The 17302-nt window shown below is 68.2% G+C and carries 16 protein-coding genes; all 16 read right to left on the bottom strand.

Annotated features, from left to right (window positions below; genetic code table 11):
* Nucleotide 1: 1 nt before the first annotated feature.
* The 16 genes from atpA to rho all read right to left on the bottom strand — a co-directional run bounded on the left by atpA (nucleotide 2) and on the right by rho (nucleotide 17088).
* Entirely contained in the window at nucleotides 2-1597 is a 1596-nt protein-coding gene (atpA, locus tag OG707_RS27415; protein WP_329122858.1) for a F0F1 ATP synthase subunit alpha, read from the bottom strand.
* Between the two features lie 89 nt (nucleotides 1598-1686).
* Nucleotides 1687-2502: a F0F1 ATP synthase subunit delta gene (locus tag OG707_RS27410; RefSeq protein ID WP_329122856.1), complete on the bottom strand. Its 816-nt coding sequence runs from the start codon at nucleotides 2500-2502 to the stop codon at nucleotides 1687-1689.
* The gene (locus OG707_RS27405; RefSeq protein ID WP_443071400.1) at nucleotides 2499-3059 is read right to left on the bottom strand and encodes a F0F1 ATP synthase subunit B; all 561 of its coding nucleotides are present in this window, start codon (nucleotides 3057-3059) and stop codon (nucleotides 2499-2501) included. The genes OG707_RS27410 and OG707_RS27405 overlap by 4 nt, the downstream gene beginning before the upstream one ends.
* Nucleotides 3060-3086: 27 nt before the next feature.
* Nucleotides 3087-3344 (bottom strand): ATP synthase F0 subunit C, encoded by a 258-nt coding sequence (gene atpE / locus OG707_RS27400; protein ID WP_329122854.1) that lies wholly within the window; start codon nucleotides 3342-3344, stop codon nucleotides 3087-3089.
* Between the two features lie 84 nt (nucleotides 3345-3428).
* On the bottom strand, nucleotides 3429-4238 hold the full coding sequence (atpB, locus tag OG707_RS27395; protein ID WP_329122852.1) for a F0F1 ATP synthase subunit A: 810 nt from the start codon (nucleotides 4236-4238) through the stop codon (nucleotides 3429-3431).
* A gap of 228 nt (nucleotides 4239-4466) precedes the next feature.
* On the bottom strand, nucleotides 4467-4904 hold the full coding sequence (locus OG707_RS27390) for a hypothetical protein (protein ID WP_329122851.1): 438 nt from the start codon (nucleotides 4902-4904) through the stop codon (nucleotides 4467-4469).
* 259 nt (nucleotides 4905-5163) lie between these two features.
* Nucleotides 5164-6489, bottom strand: coding sequence for an MraY family glycosyltransferase (locus OG707_RS27385; protein ID WP_329122850.1), 1326 nt, complete (start codon nucleotides 6487-6489; stop codon nucleotides 5164-5166).
* 105 nt (nucleotides 6490-6594) lie between these two features.
* Nucleotides 6595-7854 carry a serine hydroxymethyltransferase gene (glyA, locus tag OG707_RS27380; protein WP_329122849.1) on the bottom strand — a complete coding sequence of 420 codons (1260 nt, stop codon included), beginning with the start codon at nucleotides 7852-7854 and terminating at the stop codon, nucleotides 6595-6597.
* A gap of 55 nt (nucleotides 7855-7909) precedes the next feature.
* Nucleotides 7910-8551 carry an arsenate reductase/protein-tyrosine-phosphatase family protein gene (locus tag OG707_RS27375; protein WP_329122847.1) on the bottom strand — a complete coding sequence of 214 codons (642 nt, stop codon included), beginning with the start codon at nucleotides 8549-8551 and terminating at the stop codon, nucleotides 7910-7912.
* A complete protein-coding gene (locus OG707_RS27370; RefSeq protein WP_329122845.1) occupies nucleotides 8548-9195 on the bottom strand; it encodes an L-threonylcarbamoyladenylate synthase in 648 nt (215 codons plus the stop codon). Before OG707_RS27370 ends, OG707_RS27375 begins: the two co-directional genes overlap by 4 nt.
* A gap of 53 nt (nucleotides 9196-9248) precedes the next feature.
* Nucleotides 9249-10094 carry a peptide chain release factor N(5)-glutamine methyltransferase gene (prmC, locus tag OG707_RS27365; RefSeq protein ID WP_329122844.1) on the bottom strand — a complete coding sequence of 282 codons (846 nt, stop codon included), beginning with the start codon at nucleotides 10092-10094 and terminating at the stop codon, nucleotides 9249-9251.
* Nucleotides 10095-10151: 57 nt separating this feature from the next.
* On the bottom strand, nucleotides 10152-11231 hold the full coding sequence (gene prfA / locus OG707_RS27360; RefSeq protein ID WP_329122843.1) for a peptide chain release factor 1: 1080 nt from the start codon (nucleotides 11229-11231) through the stop codon (nucleotides 10152-10154).
* A gap of 103 nt (nucleotides 11232-11334) precedes the next feature.
* Nucleotides 11335-11553, bottom strand: a complete 219-nt coding sequence (gene rpmE, locus OG707_RS27355; protein ID WP_329122841.1) for a 50S ribosomal protein L31 — start codon at nucleotides 11551-11553, stop codon at nucleotides 11335-11337.
* Nucleotides 11554-11691: 138 nt separating this feature from the next.
* Nucleotides 11692-12810, bottom strand: coding sequence for an LCP family protein (locus OG707_RS27350; protein WP_329122839.1), 1119 nt, complete (start codon nucleotides 12808-12810; stop codon nucleotides 11692-11694).
* Between the two features lie 184 nt (nucleotides 12811-12994).
* On the bottom strand, nucleotides 12995-14797 hold the full coding sequence (locus OG707_RS27345; protein ID WP_329122836.1) for a trypsin-like serine protease: 1803 nt from the start codon (nucleotides 14795-14797) through the stop codon (nucleotides 12995-12997).
* A 260-nt stretch (nucleotides 14798-15057) separates the two neighbouring features.
* Entirely contained in the window at nucleotides 15058-17088 is a 2031-nt protein-coding gene (gene rho, locus OG707_RS27340) for a transcription termination factor Rho (RefSeq protein WP_329122834.1), read from the bottom strand.
* Nucleotides 17089-17302: the final 214 nt, after the last annotated feature.

Here is a 17302-nt window from a genome sequence, read left to right as displayed (position 1 = left end):
GTCACTTGGAGACGTTGACGGCCGGCGTGTCCTCGCCCAGCAGCTGGCCGTCCGAGGTCTCGAACTGGCGCTTGAAGGCGGTGATCGCGTCGGCGATGGAGCCGAGCGTGTCGTCGGACATCTTGGCGCCCTCGGCGATCGAGGTGAGGAGCTCCTTGCGCTCGCGGCGCAGGTGCTCCAGCAGCTCGGACTCGAAGCGGCGGATGTCCTCGACCGGAACGTCGTCCATCTTGCCGGTGGTACCGGCCCAGACGGAGACGATCTGCTCCTCGATCGGCATCGGCTGGTACTGGCCCTGCTTCAGCAGCTCCACCATGCGCTTACCGCGCTCCAGCGACGCCTTCGACGCTGCGTCCAGGTCGGAACCGAAGGCGGCGAACGCCTCCAGCTCGCGGTACTGGGCGAGGTCGACACGGAGTCGGCCGGACACCTGGCGCATGGCCTTGTGCTGGGCGGAACCACCGACGCGGGAGACCGAGATACCGACGTTCAGCGCCGGGCGCTGGCCCGCGTTGAACAGGTCGGACTCCAGGAAGCACTGGCCGTCGGTGATGGAGATGACGTTGGTCGGGATGAACGCCGACACGTCGTTCGCCTTGGTCTCGACGATCGGGAGACCCGTCATCGAGCCCTTGCCCATCTCGTCGGAGAGCTTGGCGCAACGCTCCAGCAGACGCGAGTGCAAGTAGAAGACGTCGCCCGGGTAGGCCTCGCGGCCCGGCGGACGGCGCAGCAGCAGGGACACGGCGCGGTAGGCGTCGGCCTGCTTCGACAGGTCGTCGAAGATGATGAGGACGTGCTTACCGGCGTACATCCAGTGCTGGCCGATGGCCGAACCGGTGTACGGGGCCAGGTACTTGAAGCCGGCCGGGTCGGAAGCCGGAGCAGCGACGATCGTCGTGTACTCCAGGGCGCCCGCCTCTTCCAGCGCACCGCGAACCGACGCGATGGTGGAGCCCTTCTGGCCGATGGCAACGTAGATGCAGCGCACCTGCTTGTTGACATCGCCCGAGCGCCAGTTGTCGCGCTGGTTGATGATCGTGTCGACGGCCAGAGCGGTCTTGCCGGTCTGACGGTCGCCGATGATCAGCTGACGCTGGCCGCGGCCGATCGGCACCATGGCGTCGACAGCCTTGTAGCCGGTCTGCATCGGCTCGTGCACCGACTTGCGGACCATGACGCCGGGAGCCTGAAGCTCCAGCGCGCGACGGCCGTCGGTCTCGATCTCGCCGAGGCCGTCGATCGGGTTGCCGAGCGGGTCGACAACGCGGCCGAGGTAGCCCTCGCCGACGCCGACGGAGAGCACCTCACCGGTGCGCTGCACCGGCTGGCCCTCCTCGATACCGCTGAACTCACCGAGGATGACCGCACCGATCTCGCGCTCGTCCAGGTTGAGCGCGAGGCCGAGGGTTCCGTCCTCGAACTTCAGCAGCTCGTTCGCCATGGCCGAGGGAAGACCCTCTACCTTCGCGATGCCGTCGCCGGCAACGCTGACCGTTCCGACCTCCTCGCGCGAGGCCGCGTCCGGCTGGTACGACTGGACAAAGTTCTCCAGCGCATCCCGGATCTCCTCCGGCCGGATCGTGAGCTCCGCCATCTGGGTTCCCTGCTCTCCTTGTTGAGCCGAATCAATTACTTGTCGGCCCAACTCGGGCCGTTATCAATACTGTTGAGTTGGTGGCTGAATCAGCCGGCCATGCGACGCGACGCCTCGTCGAGGCGGTCCGCGATGGAGCCGTTGATGACCTCGTCGCCGACGCGGACCTGAATCCCGCCGAGGACCGCGGGGTCCACGTCGAGGTTGAGGTGCATCGGACGGCCGTAGAGCTTGGCCAGCACTCCGCCGAGGCGCAGCTTCTGGTCGTCGCTCAGCGGTACTGCCGAGGTGACCACCGCGACCATCCGGTCCCGGCGCTCCGCGGCGAGCTTGGAGAGGGACTCGAGTCCCGATTCCAGGCTACGTCCACGGGGCTGCGTCACAAGGCGTACGACCAGGCGCTCGGTGACCGGGTCCGCCTTGCCGCCGAGCAGGCTGCGGAGCAGCTCGCCCTTGGCGGAAGCCGGGGCCGTGCGGTCGGTGAGCGCGGAGCGCAGCTCCGGGGAGGAGGAGACGATCCGGCCGAACCGGAACAGCTCGTCCTCCACGTTGTCGAGCGAGCCCGACTTCTGCGCCGCGGTGAGGTCGGCGGTGGCCGCCAGCTCCTCGATCGCGTCCACCAGGTCGCGCGAGGACGACCAGCGGGAGCGGACCATACCGGCCACCAGGTCGGCGGTCGTACCGCTCACCTGGCTGCCGAACAGCCGTCCTGCCAGCTCGGCCTTGGCCTCACCGGCCTGCGACGGGTCGGTGAGGACCCGGCGCAGGGACACCTCGCGGTGGAGCAGCGCGGTGACAGCGGCCAGCTCGTCGGCGAGGGTCGCCGCGTCGGCCGACGTGGAGTCGGTCAGCGCGTCGAGTCGCTCGCGTGCGGCGGCCAGTGCCTCGCGGCTGGCGCCGTTCATCGAGTGGCCTCGGCCTTCTCCTCGAGGTCAGAGAGGAAACGGTCCACCGTGCGGCTCTGCCGGGCGTGGTCCTCGAGGGACTCGCCGACGAGCTTGCCTGCCAGGTCGGTGGCGAGCTTGCCCACGTCCTGGCGCAGCGACTGCGCGGCCTGCTTGCGGTCGGCCTCGATCTGGGCGTGGCCGGCAGCGACGATCTCCTCGCGCTGACGCTGGCCCTCCGCACGCATCTCAACGAGAAGTGCGGCACCCTGCTCCTGCGCCTCCTGGCGCAGACGAGCGGCCTCGTGCCGTGCCTCGGCGAGCTGGGCCTTGTACTGCTCCAGCACGCTCTCGGCCTCGAGCTTGGCCGCGTCGGCCTTCTCGATGCCACCCTCGATCGCCTCACGGCGCTCGTCCAGAACCTTGTTGATGTTCGGGAGGAGCTTCTTCGCAAGGAAGCCGAAGACGATGGCAAAGGCGATCAGACCGATGACGAGCTCGTCGAGATGCGGGATGAGGGGATTCTGGGTCTCCGCCTCCGCCGCAAGGAACAGAGCGTTCACATCAGTGCCTTCCATGAAAGGGGTTGGGCTTGTCGGGCCGGTTTACTGGTAGACGAAGCCCATGACGATGCCGATGAGGGCAAGCGCCTCACAGAAGGCGAAACCCATGATCTGGTTGGTGCGGATCAGGCCGGCAGCTTCGGGCTGACGGGCCAGCGCCTGGGTGCCGTTACCGAAGATGATGCCGACGCCGACGCCGGGGCCGATCGCGGCGAGGCCGTAGCCGATGGAGGCGACGTTGCCGACGACGGTGTCCTTCGCGCCTGCGAGGGAGTTGGCGAATTCGAGAGCAGCGGACATGCCGTTACTTCCTTCTCTTTCACGGACCCGGTGGGGGTTGGCCACCGGACGTCTTGGTTGGACTGGATGAGCAAGCGGGCTGGCTCAGTGGCTCTCTGCGAGCGCGCCCTGGATGTAGCTGGAGGCCAGGAGCACGAAGACGTACGCCTGGACGGCCTGGATGAAGAGCTCGAAGATCGTCATCACGATGACCATGACGAACGAGACGGTGCCGTAGGCGATCCCGATGCCGTTCATCAAGTACCAGGAGGCGATCGTGAACATCACGATCAGCAGGTGACCGGCGAACATGTTCGCAAAGAGCCGGACCGCGTGGGTGAACGGCCGGATCAGCAGGTTCGAGAAGAACTCGATCACGACGACCAGCGGCATGACCCAGCCGAGCGACTTGTCGTAGCCGGTGATGTTCTTCCAGCCGCCGACGAACCCGTGCTTCTTGAAGGTCAGCGAGACCCACAGGACGTACACGATCAGTGCGAGACCGGCCGGGAAGGCGATCAGCGACGTGACCGGGAACTGGGCGAGCGGGATGATCGACCAGAGGTTGAGCATCCACACGAAGAAGAACAGGGACACCATCAGCGGGACGTACTTCTCGCCGTCCTTCTTGCCGATGATCTCGTAGACGATGCCGCGGCGTACGAAGTCGTAACCCGCCTCACCGACCATCTGGACCTTGCCGGGCACCAGCTTCGGCTTGTTGAACGCGGCCCAGAAGAAGGCGACGATCAGGACCGAGGCCAGCAGCGCGAGCAGCATCGGCTTGGTGAAGTCGAAGCCGCCCACGGAGAACATGGGCTCGTACAGGAAGGTGTGGAGGCCCGGTGCCGGGAACCCGCATCCGGAGAAAATGTGGCAGCTCGCATCAAAGGCAAGCGTTGTGTCAGCACTCACCGCGGGCTCCTTCAGCGTGGCGCATAGGTACGGCAACCTCGTTGTGTCGGCGCGGCGCGCAGCCGCGGGTCGGCACTGGACTGGTGGTCTTACGGACGTGGGCGGGGCGGTTCGACATCGAGCCTCGCGCTGGGACAGGCGTCAGCTCGGATACCCGCGCCCGCAGTGCCGCAGTTGGCACCGGACGATAGCAGCATCGCGAACAGCGTTTTATCCCGGCCCTACCGTTCACGACGGGGACCCGCTCGTCTCGGGCTTCGCGACCGAGGAAGGAGTGGGTTCGACGTAAAGGATCTTGGCCTTCATGTAGGCGCGCGCCTGGGCGGCGATCCACGTGATGGTGCACGCGAGAATGCCGAAGGCGAACGCCTTGAAGTTGAAAAGTTCTGTGTGCTTGAAAATGCCCAAGAAGACGAAGAGCAGCAGCAGTTGGGTCACATAGAGAAGCATCCCCATGGCCTGGAACAGGTGCGGCAGGCTCTTCGCGGTGCGTTGCAGCACCACGAGTCCGGCCCCCATGAAGGCGATCGCCAGCGCAGCACCGACGGCAGCACCGATCGCACCCTTGCCGCCCACGACCGCAGCGCTGATCGCGACGGCGACGAGGCCGACGGCAGCACTGGGCAGGGCGGTGGGGAGGAGGATCTGGGCGTCGTTGGACCGCATGGCGGCAGCTCCGCTTCTGGTGGGGGCAGGGTGTCGTCATGGACGAGCGTAGGCCCGGTCCGAGAGTGATCTCGCGCCAAAAGGCCTTCGCACTAAGGCCCTTCGGCTCTGTTGCCGGGTTTCGTGAACGGTATCACAAACTATTTGATGCAGTCTTTACCATGGAAGTGTGCCGCCCGTCACACATGAGAGTTAATGCGCGCGTCTGCGCGGCAGGGCGGCCGCTTTGTCTGGTAATGGCGCCAGTTGGGCCCCGGCGTCAGCGGGACGTGCCGGCCTTCCGCCGGTCGGGGAAGCGCGAACGGGGGCCAACTGCGGTCGCTCCATTGACGCCTGCCGGAAGAGGCAGTCTTTCGGCCGATTCGTCGGATGTGTCCGCTTCTTCGTCGTGTACGGACTCGACGCTCGCCACCGCCCTCGGCCGCCGGTAGCGCGGCGGCACGAACCGCTCCGCCCAGCGCGGGGCATGGGGCTTGAAGCGCGGCAGCAGCAGGAGTACGAGACCGATCGCACTCAGCACCACGATGGCGAGCACGACCCACATCGAGGTGGACTGCACGGAGATGGCGAGCGCACCGAAGGCGAACAGTGCCGACCAGAAGTACATGATCAGCACCGCACGGCTCTGCGAGTGGCCGATCTCCAGGAGCCGGTGGTGCAGATGCCCGCGGTCGGCGGCGAACGGCGACTGGCCGTTCCAGGTCCGCCGCACGATCGCCAGGACCAGGTCGGCCATCGGGATCGCGATGATCGTCAGCGGCATCAGCAGCGGGATGAAGACCGGGAGCATCGCGTGGGTGGCGGCGCGCGAACCGCCGAGGTTCAGGTTGAGCGCGTCCGGGTCGACCTGGCCCGTGACCGAGATCGCGGCGGCCGCCATGACGAGGCCGATCATCATCGAGCCCGAGTCGCCCATGAAGATTCTGGCGGGGTGCATGTTGTGGGGCAGGAAGCCCAGGCACATGCCCATCAGGATCGCCGCGAAGAGGGTCGCCGGGGCGGCGGCCTCGATTCCGTACCCGTACCAGAGGCGGTAGGTGTACATGAAGAAGGCCGCGGCGGCGATGCAGACCATGCCGGCCGCCAGACCGTCGAGCCCGTCCACGAAGTTGACCGCGTTGATCGTGATGACCACGAGAGCGACCGTGAGCAGCGTGGACTGCCAGGAGGTCAGGGAGACCGTGCCGACGCCGGGGATGGGCAGCCAGAGGATCTCCAGGCCCTGCATGACCATGACGCCCGCGGCGATCATCTGGCCGCCGAGCTTGATCAGGGCGTCGATCTCGAACTTGTCGTCCAGTACGCCGATGAGCCAGATCAGCCCGGCCCCCGAGAGCAGCGCGCGCGGCTCGTTGGAGAGCGTGAAGACGCCGTTGAGGTTGACCAGGTGGTCGGCGACCAGCAGACCGGCGCACAGACCGCCGAACATGGCGATGCCACCGAGCCGCGGAGTCGGTTCTCGGTGGACGTCGCGCGCACGGATCTCCGGCATTGCCCCGGCCACGATGGCGAACTTCCGCACCGGCCCGGTCAGCAGGTAGGTCACGGCCGCCGTGACGCAGAGCGTCAGCAGGTATTCACGCACGGGCTGCCCCACAGGTATCGCTGGCCATCTCAGCCCCACACCCTAGCTCTCACGTGCATGCCTTGGAGGACACACGGGTAGCGCTGATGGTTGCACAGTGCCCGGTTACCCCGGATAAGGCGGGTATGCACGGGCGAGATCGCGCACCTCTTCCGCGACGTACCTGACCTCGCGTTCCTCGCGCAGAACCACGCCGAACAGCACGGCGAGCCGCGCCATTTCGGCCTCCCCCATGCCTTGTGTGGTGACCGCGGCCGTCCCCAGCCGGATGCCGCGCCCGTCGCCCCACGGCAGTGCGCAGGTGTCCAGGACCATTCCTGCGGCGGCGAGTCGGCTGCGTGCGGCCTGGCCCTCGATGCCCAGCGGCGCCGTATCCGCGGTGATCAGATGGGTGTCCGTGCCGCCGGTGGTGACGGTGAAGCCCTCCGCGACCAGGCCCGCGGCCAGCACCCGGGCGTTGGCGACGACGTGATGGGCGTACGCCGTGAAGGCGGGGGCGGCCGCCTCGCCGAAGGCGACGGCCTTGGCGGCGACCGTGTGCATCTGGGCGCCGCCCTGGGTGAAGGGGAACACCGCCCGGTCGATGCGCTCCGCGAGCTCGGCGCCGCACAGGATCAGCCCGCCGCGCGGGCCGCGCAGCACCTTGTGCGTGGTCGCGCAGACCACGTCGGCGTACGGCACCGGGTTGGGGGCCGCTCCCCCGGCGACCAGACCGATGGGGTGGGCGGCGTCGGCGATCAGATAGGCGCCGACCGCGTCGGCGATCTCCCGGAAGGCGGCGTAGTCGGGGTGGCGCGGGTAGGAGATCGAGCCGCAGACGATGGCTCTGGGGCGGTGTTCGCGGGCGAGGGCGTGCACCTGCTCGTAGTCGATGAGGCCGCTCTCGCCGTCGACGCCGTACCCGACGAAGTCGAACCAGCGGCCGGAGAAGTTGGCGGGCGACCCGTGCGTGAGGTGCCCGCCGTACGGAAGGCCCATGGCCAGGACGGTGTCGCCTGGGCGCAGCAGGGCGGCGTACGCGGCGAGGACGGCCGAGGAGCCGGAGTGCGGCTGTACGTTCGCGTGCTCGGCCCCGAAGAGGGCCATCGCGCGTTCGCAGGCGATCTTCTCGGCGACGTCGACCAGCTCGCAGCCGCCGTGGTGGCGGGCGCCGGGGTAGCCCTCGGCGTACTTGTTGGCGAGCGGGGAGCCGAGGGCGGCGAGGACGGCCGGCGAGGTGAAGTTCTCGGCGGCGATCAGCTGGAGGGAGGTCGCCTGGCGTGTCTCCTCGCCGAGGATGACGTCGGCGATCTCGGGGTCCTGACGGCGCAGGGCCTCGAAGCCCGGCAGGTGCGGGCTGTGTACGGATGCAGTGGTGACCGACATCTCTGGCTCCTCCGGCTTCGGAACCAATGTAGGCCGGGGTCGGCGCAGGCGCCTGTCAGTGCGGCGCGGGCACGCCCGTGAGCGCCGTGACCACCGGGTCCAGGGCCGAGTTGATCTCTTCGCCGATGGACCTGAAGAACGTGATCGGGGCGCCGTACGGGTCGTTCACCTCGTCCGCCTCCACGCTGGGCGCCAGCAGCCACCCGCGTAGAGCGGCGGCAGCACGGACCAGCGCGCGGGCGCGCTCGACCACGCCGTCGTCGAGGGGGTCGGGCAGCGTGGCGGGGTCTATGGCCCGTACGAGACGGGTGAACTCCTTCAGCGTGAAGGTGCGCAGCCCCGCGGAGTGGCCCATCGAGATGACCTGGGCGCGGTGGTCGCGGGTCGCGGTGAGGACCAGGTCGGCCCGGATGACGTGGTCGTCGAGGAGCTCGCGGCCGAGGAACCCCTTGGGGTCCGCGCCGTAGTCCTCCAGGACGGTCGCCGCGTTGGCCTCCATGGGCGCACCCTCGTGCCCCCAGGTGCCCGCGCTCTCCACGATCAGGCCGCCCGTCAGCGGGTCGCCGAGGCGGTCGCTGAGGGCATGGCGGGTCAGCCGCTCGGTGATCGGCGAGCGGCAGACGTTGCCGGTGCTGACGTGGAGGATGCGGAAGGCTGTGCTGTCCGTGCCTATGCCACGCCCCTCAGGGGCGGTCAATTGGCCACCTCGAGGTCGGGTACCACCTTGCGCAGCTCCTCCGCGGAGAGGGCGCCCGCGCGGAGCAGGACAGGCGTCTTCCCGGTGACGTCGACGATCGAGGAGGGCACGATGCCCGGGGTCGGGCCGCCGTCCAGGTAGACCGAGACGGAGTCGCCGAGCATCTCCTGGGCGGCGTCGCAGTCCTCGGGGGACGGGTGTCCCGTGAGGTTGGCGCTGGAGACGGCCATCGGGCCGACCTCGGTGAGGAGTTCGATGGCGACGGGGTGCAGCGGCATGCGTACGGCGACCGTGCCGCGGGTGTCGCCGAGGTCCCACTGGAGGGACGGCTGGTGCTTGGCGACGAGGGTGAGCGCGCCCGGCCAGAAGGCGTCGACGAGCTCCCAGGCCTGCTCGGAGAAGTCGGTGACCAGGCCGTGCAGGGTGTTCGGGGAGCCGATGAGGACGGGGGTGGGCATGTTGCGGCCCCGGCCCTTGGCGTCGAGGAGGTCGCGTACGCCCTCGGAGGAGAAGGCGTCCGCTCCGATGCCGTAGACGGTGTCGGTGGGAAGCACGACGAGTTCGCCCCGGCGCACGGCGGAGGCGGCTTCGCGCAGACCGGTGGTGCGGTCGGACGCGTCGTTGGTGTCGTATCGCCGTGCCATTTAGCGAGCCTCCTCGAGCAAGTACATGACGGTGGTGCCGGCGTGGTTCCGTATCACGGCATGGCCTTGCGGGCCGTGGCGAAGCGGGGCCGGTTGTTCAGGTCGGGGTGGTCGGCCGCGTCGGCCCAGCCCCGCTCCTCGGTGAAGATCCACGGGACCTGGCCGCCCTGGGTGTCGGCGTGCTCGATGACGACGACACCGCCGGGGACCAGGAGCCGGTGGGCGGTGCGTTCGATGCCGCGGATGGTGTCCAGGCCGTCCTCGCCGGAGAACAGGGCCATCTCGGGGTCGTGGTCGCGGGCCTCGGGGGCGACGTACTCCCACTCGGTGAGCGGGATGTACGGCGGGTTGGAGATCACCAGGTCGACCTGGCCGTCGAGCTCGGGAAGGGCGCTCAGAGCGTCTCCCTGGTGGACGGTGACCCTGGACCCCTCGGCGTTCTTACGGGTCCATTTCAGGGCGTCCTCGGACAGCTCCACGGCGTGCACGCGCGAGCGCGGCACCTCCTGGGCCATGGCGAGGGCGATCGCCCCGGAGCCGGTGCACAGGTCGACGATGAGCGGCTCGACGACGTCCATCGCGCGCACGGCGTCTATGGCCCACCCGACGACCGACTCGGTCTCGGGGCGGGGCACGAAGACGCCGGGCCCGACCTGGAGCTCCAGGTAGCGGAAGAAGGCGCGTCCGGTGATGTGCTGGAGCGGCTCTCTGGCCTCGCGGCGGGCGATGGTCTCCCAGTAGCGGGCGTCGAAGTCCGCGTCCTTGACGTTGTGCAGCTCGCCCCGCTTGACGCCGTGCACGAAGGAGGCGAGCTCCTCCGCATCGAAGCGCGGGGAGGGCACGCCGGCGTCGGCCAGCCGCTGGGTGGCCTGGGCCACCTCGGCAAGCAGCAGGTTCATGCGGTTCTCCGTACGGGCTACTGGCGGGTGTTACTGGGCTCTTCTACTGGGCTCTGCTTACTGGGCCGCGGCGAGCTTGGCCGCGGAGTCCGCGTCGACGCACGCCTGGATCATGGCGTCCAGGTCTCCGTCGAGGACCTGGTCCAAGTTGTACGCCTTGAAGCCGACGCGGTGGTCGGAGATCCGGTTTTCCGGGAAGTTGTACGTCCGGATCTTCTCGGAGCGGTCCACCGTACGCACCTGGCTGCGGCGCACGTCGGACGCTTCCTGCTCGGCCGCTTCCTGGGCCGCGGCCAGGAGGCGCGAGCGCAGGATGCGCATGGCCTGCTCCTTGTTCTGGAGCTGGCTCTTCTCGTTCTGGCAGGAGGCGACGACGCCGGTCGGCAGGTGCGTGATGCGGACGGCGGAGTCCGTGGTGTTGACGGACTGGCCGCCGGGGCCCGACGAGCGGTAGACGTCGATACGGAGATCGTTCGCGTGGATCTCGACGTCGACCTCCTCCGCCTCGGGCGTGACCAGCACACCGGCCGCGGAGGTGTGGATACGGCCGGCGGACTCGGTGGAGGGCACGCGCTGCACACGGTGCACCCCGCCCTCGTACTTCATCCGCGCCCAGACGCCCTGGCCGGGCTCGGTCGCGCCGTTGCCGCCCTTGGTCTTCACCGCGACCTGGACGTCCTTGTAGCCGCCCTGGTCGGACTCGGTGGCGTCGATGATCTCGGTCTTCCAGCCGATGCGCTCGGCGTACCGCAGATACATCCGCAGGAGGTCGCCGGCGAACAGGGCCGACTCGTCGCCGCCCGCACCCGCCTTGATCTCGAGCAGGACGTCCTTGTCGTCGCTGGGGTCGCGCGGGACCAGGAGGAGCCTGAGCTTCTCGGTGATGTCCTCGCGCTGCGCCTGCAGTTCCTTCACCTCGGCGGCGAAGTCCGGGTCGTCGGCGGCCAGTTCACGGGCCGTCTCGATGTCCTCACCGGTCTGCTTCCAGGAGCGGTACGTGGAGACGATCGGGGTGAGCTCGGCGTAGCGCTTGTTGAGCTTGCGCGCATTGGCCTGGTCGGCGTGGACCGACGGGTCTGCGAGCTTCGTCTCGAGATCGGCGTGCTCGCCGATGAGATCCTCGACCGCCTCGAACATCTTCGGGCTCCTGCTTCTGCTGGTGAAAGGGCTGCTTGGACGGCAAAAGCGCCGGTCCGGTCGCTCCGGGAGGGAGCGACCGAAGACCGGCGCAAATGGCTCGCTACTTGGACGCAGCAGCCTTGCCGAAGCGGGCCTCGAAGCGGGCCACACGGCCGCCGGTGTCCATGATCTTCTGCTTGCCCGTGTAGAACGGGTGGCACTCGGAGCAGACCTCGGCGCGGATGGAGCCGCCGGGGAGGGTGCTACGGGTGGTGAACGAGGCGCCACAGGTGCAGCTGACCTGGGTCTCGAAGTACTCGGGGTGGATCTCGCGCTTCAAGGTGTCTCCTAGGTTCGGGAGGGCGCCGGGTCGCCACGACGGAATTGCCGAGACGTGAACCGGGGCCGACGTACCAGTCTGCCAGGACCGGCCGTATCTCCCAAAACCGAGGTACGGCCCGTTCTATTCCGCGGGGCTCTAAGAGCCCGTGACGACCTTGCCCGCGCTGCCCGTGTCGCCCGCCGAGCCCTTGGTCGCGGAAGCCGGAATCGGCTTGTCCGCCTTGAGCGCGGCCCAGACCTGCTGGGACTTCGCCTCCAGCGGGATGACGCGGTTGAGGTCCGCGGGGTCGTACTGCACCGGCAGCGTGACCATCTTCATATTGCTGGAACTGATCGACTTCAGACCGTTCGCGAAGCTGGTCAGGCTGGAGACCGAGGCCAGGTCGGAGTCGGTGGTGACCGCCTTGGTGGCGGCGTTCGCGAGGCCGAGCAGCTTGCTGGGGTTGGTGAAGACGCCGACGCCCTTGACCTGCTCGATCAGCGCCTTGATGAACGCCTGCTGCAGCTGGATGCGGCCCAGGTCGCTGCCGTCGCCGACGCCGTGCCGGGTGCGTACGAGACCGAGCGACTGCTCCCCGTTCAGGGTGTGCTTGCCGGCCTTGAGGTCGAGGTGGCTCTTGCTGTCGTTGATGTCCTGGGTGGTGGTGATCGGCACCCCGCCCAGCTCGTCGATCAGCTTCTTGAAGCCGGTGAAGTCGACCTCGATGTAGTGGTCCATGCGGATGCCGGACATCGACTCGACGGTCTTGACCGCGCAGGCGGGCCCGCCGACCTCGTACGCCGTGTTGAACATCAGGCGCTTGCCACCGGGGTCCGTGGAGCCGCTGGAGGTGGTGCAGGACGGGCGGGTGATCAGGGTGTCGCGCGGGATGGAGACGACACTGGCCGCCTTGTGGCCCTTGTAGACGTGGACGATCATCGCCGTGTCCGAGCGGGAGGCGCCCTCGTCCTTGCCGTACTGGGAGTTCTTGCCCGCGCGCGAGTCCGAGCCCAGGACCAGGATGTCCATCGAGCCGTTGTCGACCTGGGCCGGCCGGCTGGTGCCGAGCGCGGCGTTGATGTCGACGCCCTTGATGTTGCCGTTGAGCTTGAAGTACAGGTACCCGAGTCCGCCGCCGCCGAGGAGCACCACGGCTGCCGCGACCCAGGCCGTGATCGTCAGCGCCTTGCGGCGCTTCGACTGCGGCTTGCGACGCTTGCCGGCGGCCCGCTTGCCGCCGCTGCGTATTCGGCTGTCCTTTGTGTGCTCGGCCATGCTCTCCCTCGAGTCCTCGTAGGTCCGGCTACCCCTTGCCGTGACGGTCAGGCATGGTCGGTCGGTACTTGTCAGACGGTGGAACAGCGCAAAGCGTTGCACAACGCCCTGTCGCTTCCGCTGGGGGCGGAGGCGACAGGGCGTTGGTCCAGCAGGTCCGTAAAAACGGCCCTCACCTGGGAATTCAGCTGAGCAGGCCGTACTGCTGCCAGCCGTTGCCGATGGTGATGGGTGTGGCAAAGATCTCCGACGAGGCCTTGCCGGTGCCCGGGTAGAGGTAGAGCGTGCCGGACGGCTTGCGGGCGATCAGGTCGGCCTTTCCGTCACCGGTGATGTCGCCGACCATGTCCAGGGTGTTGAACCCGGCCCAGCTGCGGACCTTGATCTTCGCCAGGAACGGGGAGGCGGCGTTGCCGGTGCCTCGGTACAGGTAGACCGAGCCGTCCGAGGTGCGGGCGAGGAGGTCCGTCTTGCCGTCGCCGGTCAGGTCGCCGTGGCCGCGCAGCTGGTTGAACTGCTGCCAGCCGCCGCCGATGCGGATGCGCGGGCCCGTAGTGCCGTCGTTCTTGCCGGGGTAGATCCAGTTGACGCCCGCGGAGTCGACCGAGAGCAGGTCGGGCAGGCCGTCGCCGGTGACGTCACCGGGGGCGTAGATCTGCTTGCGGGTCTTCCAGTTGGTCGCGATCTTGGTGTTGATCATCTGGTCGGCGGACCAGTCGTAGTGCATCCGGTAGACGTCGCCGGTGCTGCTCACGCGGTAGATCAGGTCCTGTACGCCGTCGCGGTCGAGGTCCGTCTGGACAACCAGGTTGAGGCCGTTCCAGTCGCCGATGTCGTCCTTGGCGGTGAACTTCGTGCCGAGCGAGTAGTAGAGGAAGCCGGTCCCGTCGGAGCTGCGGCGGGTGAAGAGGTCCGCCTTGTTGTCGTCGTTGAGGTTGGAGTCGTCGATCGCCGCGCGGACCGCACCGGTGAAGGTGCTGACCTTGGAGAAGACCCCGTAGGCACCCTTCTCGACACAGTCGGTGACGCCGTAGGAGACCACGCCGACGATCTTGCCGCCGACGACCAGGGGGCCGCCGGAGTCGCCGTTGCACGCGGTGACCGTGCCCGTGTCGGAGCCGGTGGCGGGGTTGCCCACGCAGAGCTGGTGGCCCTTGACGAAGTCGGAGCCGTAGAAGCCGGTGCACGCGGTGTCCGCGTCGATCGGCAGCGTCGCCTTGCGCAGGGTGTCGGAGATGTCCTGCGTGGTGGAGCTGGTGCGGCCCCAGCCGTAGACCGTGCCCGAGGTGCCGGCCCGGTAGGACGTGGTGTCGTCCGACTTCGTGATGTTGATCGGGGTGGCCTTGACGGGCTGGTTGAGCGTCAGCACCGCGACGTCGTTGTCCACCGCTCCGCTGGGAAGCACCTTGTACGACGGGTGGTTCCACTGACGCCAGATACCGGTGACGACCGCACCCGAAGGCAGAGTGTCGCCAGAGGCGAGGGTGGCGGTGCCGGTGACGATGGCGCCGTTGTTCTTCCAGTCGTAGCCCTTGACGCAGTGCGCGGCGGTAAGGATCTTCGTCGGCGACACGACCGTGCCACCGCAGAAGAAGCCCTCGTCGTCCGTGGTGTCGGTGGTGCCCTTGTCGTCGTAGTACCAGAGCTGCGCCATCCACGGAGCCGTGGAAACCGTGGTGGTGGTACCACCGATGATCTTGGGGCTGATCTTCGACGTGCTGGAGGGCGACGGGGTCGCCGACGGCGTCGCGGCGGCGCCGGGGGTGCTGTCACCCGCCGTGGCTCCGGCCACGCGCGAGAGCAGCTCGCTCTGCGGTACGACCTTGACGGCCGGCTTGCTAATGGGCGTCGGCAGCGGTGTGGCGGAGGCATTGGCGGGAGCCATGAGCATCACACCGGCAACACCTGCGGCGAGCGAAGCACCAAGTACCGGCACGGCTATGCGCATCCGGCGTCTGTGCTTGCCGCCCTTGAGGGACGAGAACACTCATGTCTCCTGTCAGAGGCTAAGTAGAAGGGCCCGAAGACAGGGAGTCGGAGCAGGCGCGCAAACGGCCATGACCGGCGCGGCATCGAAAAAGCGTTCCCCCCACCTGGGACCGGCCGATCCTATGTCCCACCCCCTCGGCAACTCCAGTCACTTATGTGCAACGCGTGAACAAGGATTGGCAAAATTCACACAGCACGCAACAGGGCCGCCCCGTCAACTACGTGACGGGGCGGCCCTGTTGATGTGCGTAAGAGCGACTACTCGTTGCCGTTGGACGGCGTCGTCTTCGCGATCTGCATCAGGAACTCGGCATTCGACTTCGTCTGCTTCATCTTGTCGAGAAGCAGCTCGATCGCCTGCTGCGAGTCGAGCGCGTGCAGCACTCGACGGAGCTTCCAGACAATGGCGAGTTCCTCCGGGTTGAGGAGGATCTCTTCCTTGCGCGTACCCGACGGGTCGACGTCGACCGCCGGGAAGATGCGCTTGTCGGCGAGCTTCCGGTCGAGCTTGAGTTCCATGTTGCCGGTGCCCTTGAACTCCTCGAAGATCACCTCGTCCATGCGCGAGCCGGTCTCCACGAGCGCGGTGGCGAGGATGGTCAGCGAGCCGCCGTCCTCGATGTTGCGCGCGGCACCGAAGAAGCGCTTCGGCGGGTAGAGCGCGGTCGAGTCGACACCACCGGAGAGGATGCGTCCGGAGGCCGGGGCCGCCAGGTTGTACGCACGGCCCAGGCGGGTGATCGAGTCGAGCAGCACGACCACGTCGTGACCCAGCTCCACGAGGCGCTTCGCGCGCTCGATGGCCAGCTCGGCGACGGTGGTGTGGTCCTCGGCGGGACGGTCGAAGGTCGAGGAGATGACCTCGCCCTTCACCGACCGCTGCATGTCGGTGACCTCTTCCGGACGCTCGTCGACCAGGACGACCATCAGGTGGCACTCGGGGTTGTTCGTGGTGATCGCGTTGGCGATCGCCTGCATGATCATGGTCTTGCCGGTCTTCGGCGGGGCCACGATCAGGCCTCGCTGGCCCTTGCCGATCGGCGACACGAGGTCGATGATCCGGGTCGTCAGGATGCCCGGGTCGGTCTCGAGGCGCAGCCGGTCCTGCGGGTACAGAGGGGTCAGCTTGTTGAACTCCGGGCGCCCGCGGCCCGAGTCGGCCGCCATGCCGTTGGAGGAGTCCAGACGCACCAGGGCGTTGAACTTCTCGCGGCGCTCGCCGTCCTTGGGCTGCCGGACGGCGCCGGTGACGTGGTCACCCTTGCGCAGGCCGTTCTTGCGGACCTGGGCCAGCGACACGTATACGTCGTTCGGGCCCGGCAGGTAGCCGGAGGTCCGGATGAACGCGTAGTTGTCGAGGATGTCCAGGATGCCCGCGACGGGGATCAGGACGTCGTCGTCGTTGACCTGCGGCGGGGCGTCGCTGCCGAACTCATCGCGGCCACGACGGCCACGGCGGTCGCGGTAGCGGCCGCGGCGGCCACGGCGTCCGTCGCCGAACTCGTCGTCGTCCTGCGGGCCGTTGTCACGGTTCTGGCTCTGGCCCTGGCTCTGGTTGTTCTGGTTCTGACCCTGCTGGCCGCCCTGGCGCTGCTGGCGCTGGCCGCCGCCCTGCTGGTCGTCGCCCTTGCCGCCGCGGTCCCGGCGGTCGCGCTGGTTGCCGCGGTCCTGACGGTCACCGCGGTCGCCACGGTCCTGGCGGTCCCTGCGGCCCTGCCGGTCACGGCGTCCCTCGGCACTGTCGACGGCCGCCTCGGCCTTGGCCTCGGCCGGAGCCTCCGCCTTGACCTCGGTCTTCACGGCCTCGGCGGCAGCGGTGGCCGTCGCCGTCTCGGGGCTGCCCGCCTGGGCGGTGGCCCGGCGCCGGCGGCGCTCGCCGACCGGCTGGTCGTCGCTGGCCGGCTGGCCCGGAATGTCGATCTGCTGCTGGGCCGTGGCCTTCTCCGCCTTCTTCTCGGCGGCAGGAGCTGCGGCGGCCTCGTCACCCGTGCGGGCCTTGGAGGTCGTACGGCGCTTCGGCTTGGTCTCGGCCGCATCGGCGCCGGCGCTCTTGGGCGCGGACGAACCGCCGCCCTGCGCCTCCTTGATGACCTCGATCAGCTGGCTCTTGCGCATCCGCGCAGTGCCCTTGATGTTGAGGCCGGACGCGACCTGCTGCAGCTCGGCCAGGACCATGCCCTCGAGGCCGGTGCCGGAGCGGCGACGCTTGGGGGCAGCACCTGTGGCGGACGCGCTGCTGTCGACATTGTTGTCGGCAGGTGCGCCCATCAGATCGGTGGTGTCGCTCACGAAGGGTCCTTCCCTGGAGCGGACGTCGGCCTGTCTGGCTCGGCGACCGGTTGTGCTGTCCGTCGGGTACGGCGGAGAAACAAATGTGATGGCAAAAGTGCTGAGGGGTGTCCGGCTCGGGGCCGGTTCCGGAGCGTGCTCGAACTGCTAGGCAGGCTGCTCAGGCAGTGGGGGAGGCTCCCGGAAGAAAAGCGGTCCCTGATGGGGACACGAA

This window comes from Streptomyces sp. NBC_01465 (assembly GCF_036227325.1).
Lineage (GTDB): Bacteria > Actinomycetota > Actinomycetes > Streptomycetales > Streptomycetaceae > Streptomyces.
Note: the sequence above shows the minus strand (reverse complement) of the source record. Positions and strands in the feature narration are given on the sequence as shown.